The organism is aff. Roholtiella sp. LEGE 12411 (genome assembly GCF_015206995.1).
In the GTDB taxonomy this organism is placed as follows: Bacteria; Cyanobacteriota; Cyanobacteriia; order Cyanobacteriales; family Nostocaceae; genus Komarekiella.
This window is the reverse complement of record NZ_JADEXR010000216.1, coordinates 1-8,043: the sequence shown is the minus strand read 5'-3', so window position 1 is coordinate 8,043 and position 8,043 is coordinate 1. Positions and strand designations below refer to the sequence as shown.

Genomic DNA, 8,043 nt, shown 5'->3' with positions numbered 1-8,043 from the left:
ATTTTGTTCGCCTATTAAAAATTCGACATCTTTTGAAATTTCGTTTGTTTATTGACGAAAGCGCATTGCTCTGTTGTCAAAAACGCAACTCCTTTTTGTGACAGTGATAATTGTGTGATATCGTATTATGCTTAAAAAATACATAAGTTAATTTTATGTATAAATTTAAGATATTTCTGCACAAGCAAATATCAGGTTTATACGAGCTTTATATAATGCTGCTAGCTGTGAAAAAGCTGCCCATTAGCTGCATTGGTAAGTTGGAACTATGTCAACTGCACCGGGAGCATAGCCAAATGCTGTATCAAATATGTAGAGGTTGACTACAGCGTTTAGCGATCGCATCACGTAAATACCTGAATCTGCATAACTACAGCAGCACGCCTCACATTCGCTCTTGGGAGCAATCTGTCGAGCTACCAGCTGCTTCGCTTCAGCAACTGACCCGTGACGTAGTTCGTGGATAGCTTGATGCAAGCCTGTGTGGGCATTCGTTGCGCCGCCTTCGGCATCGCCCGAAAGTAGAACTTGTGGATATGTCATTTTTTAGAAGCCCCTTCAGAGTAAGAACTCTCAACTTACTTCTTAAAAGTCAACACAAATTTAGAGCGATCGCTTTCACGATTTAGGCTCTACGCTAATACTGCTTAGGTTTTACATACTTCATAGAAGTATACCACTATTTCCACACATTGTGTAAATATAGGAGTATCAGTGAGAGAAATCGTAATGCAAGGAATACCTTTAGATTTAGTATCCCGGATTGACTGGGATCAGGAATATGGTGAGTTTTTATTTCAGCAAAGAGAAGAGAAGAAACTTTCTAGGGAAGAAATAGCACAAGCAATTACAGGACTTGGAGAACCTTGCTCTCAGCAGTTAATTCATAAAATAGAAAAATGGAAGGGTAAAGGTGATCGCTCTGTTTCTTTGTCTCTTATTTTGAAATATTGTCAAATTTTGGGAATCGAACTTAGGGAATTTTATCCTGTTGTAGCACAAACTCTTAGTTACCCTTTGTTACAAAAAATCTCGTCCGTAGCCATTGACTAATTTCCACAAAATATGTAAAATAATAGTAGATAAAACAAAGGACAACCGCCTTAGCCTGGAAAACTTGTGCGATCGCCCTTTGACCCTTTAACAGGATCTATATTATGACGCATCCAACCTACACACAGCAAGCCCTCTCCCGTTACACCCTCCCCCGCCTCAAAAGAATTGCCGCTGACCTTGGCGCAACACCCACTCTTGACAAAAGAGCAACTGACACCTGGGTAAACGCAATCATAGCCCATCAATCCGCCCAACTCCACAAAATTGACGAACAAGCGATCGCTCCAGAAGAATTAACCCCAGTCGAAATATCCTTCTACGATCACGAATACTACAACGGTGACAAACTTGTAGCCGCCATCACCTACGAAGATGACCTAACGCAACCTTGGCTAGTCATGGTGAACGGTGCGGAAATCCATCGCGCCGACACTTGGGCGAAATGCCATAACTTCATTACATGGCATCATAAAGACGGCTCATTACCAGTGCAACAAGAAGCACTTGTCCAGGGAGCTCTTAGCATGGGAGAGAATATTTCCCCTCTGCACCCCGCACCCTGCCCCTTGTCCTCTTCTACTACTGGTAATGAAATCATCGCACAAGTTGCCGTCGAATGTGAAAAGTTTGAGTTGGAAATATTGGACGACGGCATTTACCGCGATAACGAGAAACTAGGCGAGGTGGGATGCAGCAACGCTCAGTGGTGGTTTGTACGTGCTGGGGAACAGGAGCGAGTAAAGAGCGACTCTGCATTAGATGCGGCGTGGTGGCTGTCAAACCAATTCGCAATTACCAGTTCGCAATTCGCAATTGTTTTAACTGCGAATTGCGAATTGCGAATTGACAATTGTTTCGATGAATACTTGCAATACCGTTCGCTGGAGCAGCTGACTGGTGAGGAACTGCAACGGCTGCTGGAGAAAGCGGAACTAGTCGCAGCGTAAATCAGAACACAGTAGGGGAGGCAGGGGAAGAAAAAGAGTTATTGAACAGTAGTTCTTTTTCGCTCTGCGCCCTGCTCCTCATGCTTCACTAGCGCCCTTTTTTGCTCCTTAATCATTCATTCACCAAAATCACATTTATGCAACCCACAATCAGTATTCCCCACGGTTGGGACTATCCTCGGTTTACGTTTGGGCAACGTACAAAACAAGGCATCATCGTTGGCATGGTTTATTACCAAATAGGTACTTACTTGGCTGAAGAATTTGGCGAAGGATGGTATTACACCGTTTCTCCCAACAAACATAGCGAAGAGTTACACCATTATCTAGAAAACGAGCTTACCCTATTATCTCCAGAAGAATTACAAGCGCGTATTCAAGCTGAGATTGACTGTTATAGACAGCAAATCAAAACCCTCACTCAGCAGCTATCAATAGTAACAGGAGGTCGCAACAATGCCCAAGTCTGTTAATAACTATATGGAGCGTACTTCCTACAGGCTAATGCATTCGCTCCTTCGCTGTGGTGGTTGTGCTCCTCTATACCATATCCAATTTTCATCAACAATCATTCAATATCTGCTGGATCAAAAATTAGTGCAGGTACAAAATACGGGTCACGGTTTTTTGTTGTCAGTCGTTGAAGATAACTGAATTTAGAGGTAATTAATCATGTCTCATCCCAATCTGTACACATTAGTTGATGCGGCAAAGTTCATCCTTAACGAGATTGCGGCACATCCCGATTTTATCGCACTGGAATATTACCCAGATTTAACTATTGGTGATGCTCAAACTGCACTTTCTTATTTGAAGGATGAGTTAGAGGATAATCAACAGCTTTCGATTGTACCAGAGACTTCTGCTAACAACAAGTAAGTAATCGTCTGAATGATGTTCATCCAGACGGTTAAAAGCACGCGATTTTCTTGCCAACACATTACAACAGCTATCACTTCAATACAAACAAACTAATCATGGAAACCATCAAAATCAACAACAGCGTTTTCTTAATCCCTCCATCGCAACCCAAGCTACAAGCTAATTGTGCCAAGGAGTATGGGCAATTTCTTCTCGATTGTCCTCCAAAACTCACCATTTTAGAAGCACAAGCTGGAGGATATCTCAAAGGGAATAAAGCTGATTTCGCCATTGCCATTTCCAGACCAGACCGCGTATTTACGATCAACGAGAACTTCACCAATGAGCCATTTACCGAACTTTGGGTGATTCCTGTAGCTGGGGAACTCAAAGATCAATTTAAGGGCCCAGCTTCCATGCTGCTGTGTTTCTTGATGCACCGCCGCAGCAAAGATTCATTCGCTGGACTCTACAACCATTTTGCACATCGCGCCTTTCAACAATGGTGTGAGGAGGGAATGCTCGGTGATCCAAAAGAGTTCTGTTATGAAGCGATCGCCAGTGTATTACGAAATTACATCTTCTGCGCGGAATTTCAGAAAGTAGAGGGGGCGCTAGGAACGTACTGGTTTATTCAGTGGAGCTACCGTAACCCTCAGTCTGATTTTGATAAGGATGCACTCGAAGCGGCGGAATTAATTCGTAGCGGTGCAGAGTCAGGGGCAACTATCCACTGGGTAACAAATGAGACTTACGAGCGCTGGGCAGATAACGCAAACAAGGCTGCACCAGTATTCGCTCCTGTATCGGAGGCGGAGGCGAGGGCATCTTTGCAACCAGATAATCAACAAGTTCTGCCACAGGGGAAGAGGCGGTAAGTGACCGATAAGGGTGTGGGGTGTAGGTAAAAAAACGCTTTCCCACACCCAACGGGTACAAGCCCCTTTTTGAAAATATGGAAAAAAGAAAAAGATGTATTGCTCCCCACGTATGTGCAAGAAATACAGCGTCCATTTTGAACACCCTATTTTTAAGTATGGGGAACCTACACCCCACACCCTATCCCCTACACCCTGTTCACGTTACAAAGGCGATTCTTTACGGGGTTGCCTGACTCAATTTATCAATTAAAAAGGACACATGAAAATCGGTACTGTTTCAATTAGTTATTCCAGAAAGTTCAACTTAGGGAACTATGAATCTCTCGAATTAAGTTGCTCACTTTGGGCACAAGTAGAGGACGAAGAAGACGCAGATGGTGTAGTTCAATTCCTCTACCACCAAGCGAAAGCAGCAGTGAAAAGTGCAGCGATGCCAGTAATTAAAGCTAACGAATTTCAGATTAACAAAGCTAAACCTCAGTACAAAGTAGCATTCGATTCTGGGGAAGTAGGAATGGAGGATGTTTGATGAAAGTCATCGTTAAAGTTGTTGAGAAAGTTACTACTGAAGCACACATTGATATCCCTGATGGGTTATCAAGGGACGCAATTAAGCAGCATATTACAGATGTTTACAACAGCGGAGAGATACAGGCATTTTTCGATATTTCTGATGTGAATTTTGACTCAATCAGCGCTGAGATATTGGAGGTTAAAAAATGAACAAAAAATGGACTAAACCAGAGCTAGAAACGATTGAAGAGATGGCTGAAATGTATACCCTGAAACAAATAGCATATCGCCTGAAAGTTCGAGGCTATCGCCGTACAACAATAGCTATCTCTAGAAAGCTGTCTTCTTTGAGCTATTCAACCCGCCCATTCCTTGACAATTATAGTTGTAGCGAAATCGCTAGAAATCTTTGTTTGCATTCTTCTACTGTGGCTGCATGGGTAAAACGAGGTTGGCTCAAAGCAGCCCGACGTTCTACTAAACATTACCAAGTTAAAAGTCAGGATTTAAAACGTTTCCTCAAAAATCCTCCACAGAGTATCAAGAGTCGCATTGCTGCAATAGACCCGCAAGTTATTAGATATTTGGTGGGGTAAGTATCATGAATTGTGCAATTACTACCTTAGAAAGATGTTGGTATATATCCCCACCTTGGGGTACTCAAGTACCACCTGTTGAAGTCAACTTATGTGAAAAAGTCTACATCAAGAGTAATCGGGCATTCGGTTACTGCTTGGGGGTGCAGTGGTATGGCGATTGCTGGAATTATGTTGTCGAGGTCAAAGATGACTTTATCTACACGACAAAACATCAAATCATTGGCACTGGACAGATAGAAGCCAGGACTTTAAACAAACCTGTTTTCGTACTGGGCGAACGCGTACTGGTGCAATTTTGCGATCGCGGCACAAAGCAAAGGCTAGTTCTGGGGATTGAGTTAATCGAGAAGTCCTGGTTTTATTTGGTCGAGTTAGCATCACCTACTTTTTCCCAACCACTCATCACGACCAATCGCTTTTCTTTGGTGCGGGAACAAGACTTGGTGCGCGTGAATGTCTAAGTTTAAACACAACAATTTTTGTACTCCATCACACAAATAAACTATGCCACAGATTGAAGTAACCCAAGTCATCGAACAGATTAAAGAAGAAATAGAAGTTGACTCCAATGGACAAGGTAAGGCCAGTATTCGGGCAACAGCCAGACTAGCTGATATTGATGCAACTGGATTAGCCAGAAGTCTCAAAACTGCCGTAGACAATTCTCCTTCTAAATTAGCCCAAAAGCTTATTAATAAAGGATTTGAAGGTGTAGAGATTCTCAACTGGTCGCAATCTGGTATCCCTGATGTCGCTGTTGCCGCCATCCTCCATTACTACGGTTACGAAGCTGGTAAAAGATGCAGCGAACAAGCCCGATTCGCCTGTGAAGCGTTTGAAAGTGTCGGTGTTCGAGCCTGGATGCAGGGGATCACAGGTTGGGCTAAACCCACGAATTCTAGCGAAACTGCAATGACACAAATACAGTTACTCGCTGCTCTAGCTAAACATTTAGCAGAACAAGAACAGCGTTTACTCGTACAACAACAGCAACAAACTGAAGTATTTGCAAGGCTCAAAGCAGTTGAAGTTGAACAAGATCGTTTCAATACACCATGTGGACATAAGTACAGCATTGTTGGTTTCGCCAATCTTCAAGGATTAGAAATATCCGTAAAAGTTGCGAGTGCCAAGGGAAGAAAGGCAAGCGCTTTGTGTCGTCAGCAAGGCGTAGAAGTAGAACGGATTCATGACCCACGTTTTGGAAAAGTTGGTTTGTATCCAGAAAGTATTTTGGTTGAGGTTTTTAAAGCCGAACGCAACTAATAGCAGTTTCCAAATTTGAGATAACTACCATGCAACAACTCAATTTATTTGCTGAATCAACACCAGTTTTACCTATCACTTACTACCCCGATTTCTTAAGCCTTGAACAAGCAAACGAACTCTACCAACACTGCTTGAAACTGGAGTGGCAGCAGAATCAATTCAGTTTAGCGGGTAAAACTATACCCGTCCCCCGCCTGGAATGTCTGTACGGCGATGCAGGATGCAACTATATACAGGGAGTAGAGAACGCTAAATGGATAATTTCCGACAATTATCTAACTATTGCATTAAATACGCCTGTAATTGTTCACAGTTTCATAGTATGCTTGTACTACAAGGAGAGGCAAATGAAAGATAGATACATGGTTACAGTGACTTTATCCGAAAAAGCGTATGAGGAATTTCACCTTGTTGCGACTTGGAAGAAAATTCCTGTTTGCACATTGATCAGACAGATTGTGGAGAGGGAACATGAAAGCCTTGCTTTTGGAGAACTGGTCAAACGCGTTGTCGCAGAGCAAAGGTTAACAAATCTTCACTGACCTGAATACAGGTGCAATGAGCTTCCCTGGAGTTTTTAGATCAGAATCCAAACACAAACACGAATCCAAATCACTAAGCCGAATCCAAACACAAACACAAACACGAATCCAAATCACTAAGCCGAATTCAAACACAAACACAAACACGAATCTAAATCACTAAGCCGAATACAAACACAAACATAAACACGAATCCAAATACTAAGACGAATCCAAACCACGAGTTCTAACTCATGGCAAGAGGAGCATTGATTACTCTGCATTACTAAAAGTGGCATGGGTATAACTCTGCTCTCTTGCTGGAATTGTCGAAATACTGGAGGAGATGTGGATTTAATTTGTGTTGGTCAGACCAATTCTCAAGCCAAACACTTACAAGAATGGCTAGATAGTGGTGTTGACAAAGAAATAATTACTCTGAACGTGCGATCGCTTGATGGTAATTCACCCTACGAATATCTGCTTTACAGTCCTAAAATCTCCCGTCGTAACGATGGACGACTACGAGATAGAGACTTGAAGAAGTACCAGCACATTGAACTAGGCGGCTGGTGGTGTTCTGGTGTTGATCCTTTGAATAACTACGTTCTGATGATGTGGGGCTGTTTCAAGCCCGACCATCCCCGAAGAGATCGCCAAAAGATCCACAAGTTCATCAAGTATGAACACCCCTACAGAGAACAGACACGCGCTTTCTTTTTGCGAGTGCCTAACAAAAGTTGGGTGAAAGTCTCAAACCGTCACGGTATCCCCATCACCGAAGAAGACCTACAGCATCCTGGCGGTTTCTGGCATTGGGTTTGGAAGCACAATGTTCCAGTGGTTATCGTAGAGGGAGCTAAAAAAGCAGCTTGTTTATTATCGACTGGTTACGCGGCGATCGCTTTACCTGGAGTCAACAGCGGATACCGTACCCCACAAGATGAGTATGGTACTGCAACTGGTAAGCCATCGCTCATCCCTGACCTGAAGCACTTTGCCACAAAAGGCAGACAAGTTAACATTTGCTTTGACCGTGACACTAACCCCGAAACCGTTCAGCGCGTCAGAACCGCTATCAGTCGCATGGGACGGCTGCTGGTAAATGAGGGGTGTTCCTTGCGGGTGATTGACCTACCAGCAGGACAAGAAAAAGGAGTCGATGATTTTATCGTGGCTCACGGACAAGATGCTTTTCACGCCATTTATAATATTGCCGAAGCATTGGAACTGTGGGAAATCAAGCTGTTTACCTTGTTGACATATCCTCCAGCGATCGCACTTAACCAGCGCTTCTTGAATCACTTGCTTGTTCCATCAGGTGAAAAACTGATTATCCTCAAGGCTCCCAAAGGTACTGGTAAAACCCAATGGCTGTCTACTGAGGTGGCGAAGG

Annotated in this window: 13 protein-coding genes; 12 read left to right on the top strand and 1 reads right to left on the bottom strand. The window is 43.2% G+C overall.

Annotated features, from left to right (window positions below):
* Positions 1-243: 243 nt before the first annotated feature.
* The gene (locus tag IQ246_RS27595) at positions 244-543 is read right to left on the bottom strand and encodes a hypothetical protein (RefSeq protein WP_194006481.1); all 300 of its coding nucleotides are present in this window, start codon (positions 541-543) and stop codon (positions 244-246) included.
* Between the two features lie 186 nt (positions 544-729).
* Between IQ246_RS27595 and IQ246_RS27590 the strand changes: the two genes are divergently transcribed.
* From IQ246_RS27590 to IQ246_RS27535, 12 genes are all read left to right on the top strand, one after another.
* On the top strand, positions 730-1,053 hold the full coding sequence (locus tag IQ246_RS27590) for a helix-turn-helix transcriptional regulator (protein WP_194006480.1): 324 nt from the start codon (positions 730-732) through the stop codon (positions 1,051-1,053).
* Between the two features lie 104 nt (positions 1,054-1,157).
* Complete coding sequence (locus IQ246_RS27585; RefSeq protein ID WP_194006479.1) at positions 1,158-2,003, top strand: hypothetical protein; 846 nt, start codon at positions 1,158-1,160, stop codon at positions 2,001-2,003.
* A gap of 137 nt (positions 2,004-2,140) precedes the next feature.
* On the top strand, positions 2,141-2,476 hold the full coding sequence (locus tag IQ246_RS27580) for a hypothetical protein (RefSeq protein WP_194006478.1): 336 nt from the start codon (positions 2,141-2,143) through the stop codon (positions 2,474-2,476).
* A 199-nt stretch (positions 2,477-2,675) separates the two neighbouring features.
* The gene (locus IQ246_RS27575) at positions 2,676-2,882 is read left to right on the top strand and encodes a hypothetical protein (RefSeq protein ID WP_194006477.1); all 207 of its coding nucleotides are present in this window, start codon (positions 2,676-2,678) and stop codon (positions 2,880-2,882) included.
* Positions 2,883-2,980: 98 nt separating this feature from the next.
* Positions 2,981-3,742: a hypothetical protein gene (locus tag IQ246_RS27570; RefSeq protein ID WP_194006476.1), complete on the top strand. Its 762-nt coding sequence runs from the start codon at positions 2,981-2,983 to the stop codon at positions 3,740-3,742.
* Positions 3,743-4,004: 262 nt separating this feature from the next.
* A complete protein-coding gene (locus IQ246_RS27565; protein ID WP_194006475.1) occupies positions 4,005-4,274 on the top strand; it encodes a hypothetical protein in 270 nt (89 codons plus the stop codon).
* Positions 4,274-4,468: a hypothetical protein gene (locus IQ246_RS27560; protein WP_194006474.1), complete on the top strand. Its 195-nt coding sequence runs from the start codon at positions 4,274-4,276 to the stop codon at positions 4,466-4,468. The genes IQ246_RS27565 and IQ246_RS27560 overlap by 1 nt, the downstream gene beginning before the upstream one ends.
* Entirely contained in the window at positions 4,465-4,854 is a 390-nt protein-coding gene (locus IQ246_RS27555; protein WP_194006473.1) for a hypothetical protein, read from the top strand. Before IQ246_RS27560 ends, IQ246_RS27555 begins: the two co-directional genes overlap by 4 nt.
* A gap of 5 nt (positions 4,855-4,859) precedes the next feature.
* A complete protein-coding gene (locus tag IQ246_RS27550; protein ID WP_194006472.1) occupies positions 4,860-5,318 on the top strand; it encodes a DUF1392 domain-containing protein in 459 nt (152 codons plus the stop codon).
* A 43-nt stretch (positions 5,319-5,361) separates the two neighbouring features.
* A complete protein-coding gene (locus IQ246_RS27545) occupies positions 5,362-6,123 on the top strand; it encodes a hypothetical protein (protein WP_194006471.1) in 762 nt (253 codons plus the stop codon).
* 29 nt (positions 6,124-6,152) lie between these two features.
* Positions 6,153-6,668 carry a hypothetical protein gene (locus IQ246_RS27540; RefSeq protein ID WP_194006470.1) on the top strand — a complete coding sequence of 172 codons (516 nt, stop codon included), beginning with the start codon at positions 6,153-6,155 and terminating at the stop codon, positions 6,666-6,668.
* Between the two features lie 276 nt (positions 6,669-6,944).
* On the top strand, positions 6,945-8,043 hold a 1,099-nt coding region (locus IQ246_RS27535; RefSeq protein ID WP_194006469.1), incomplete at its 3' end, for a DUF3854 domain-containing protein.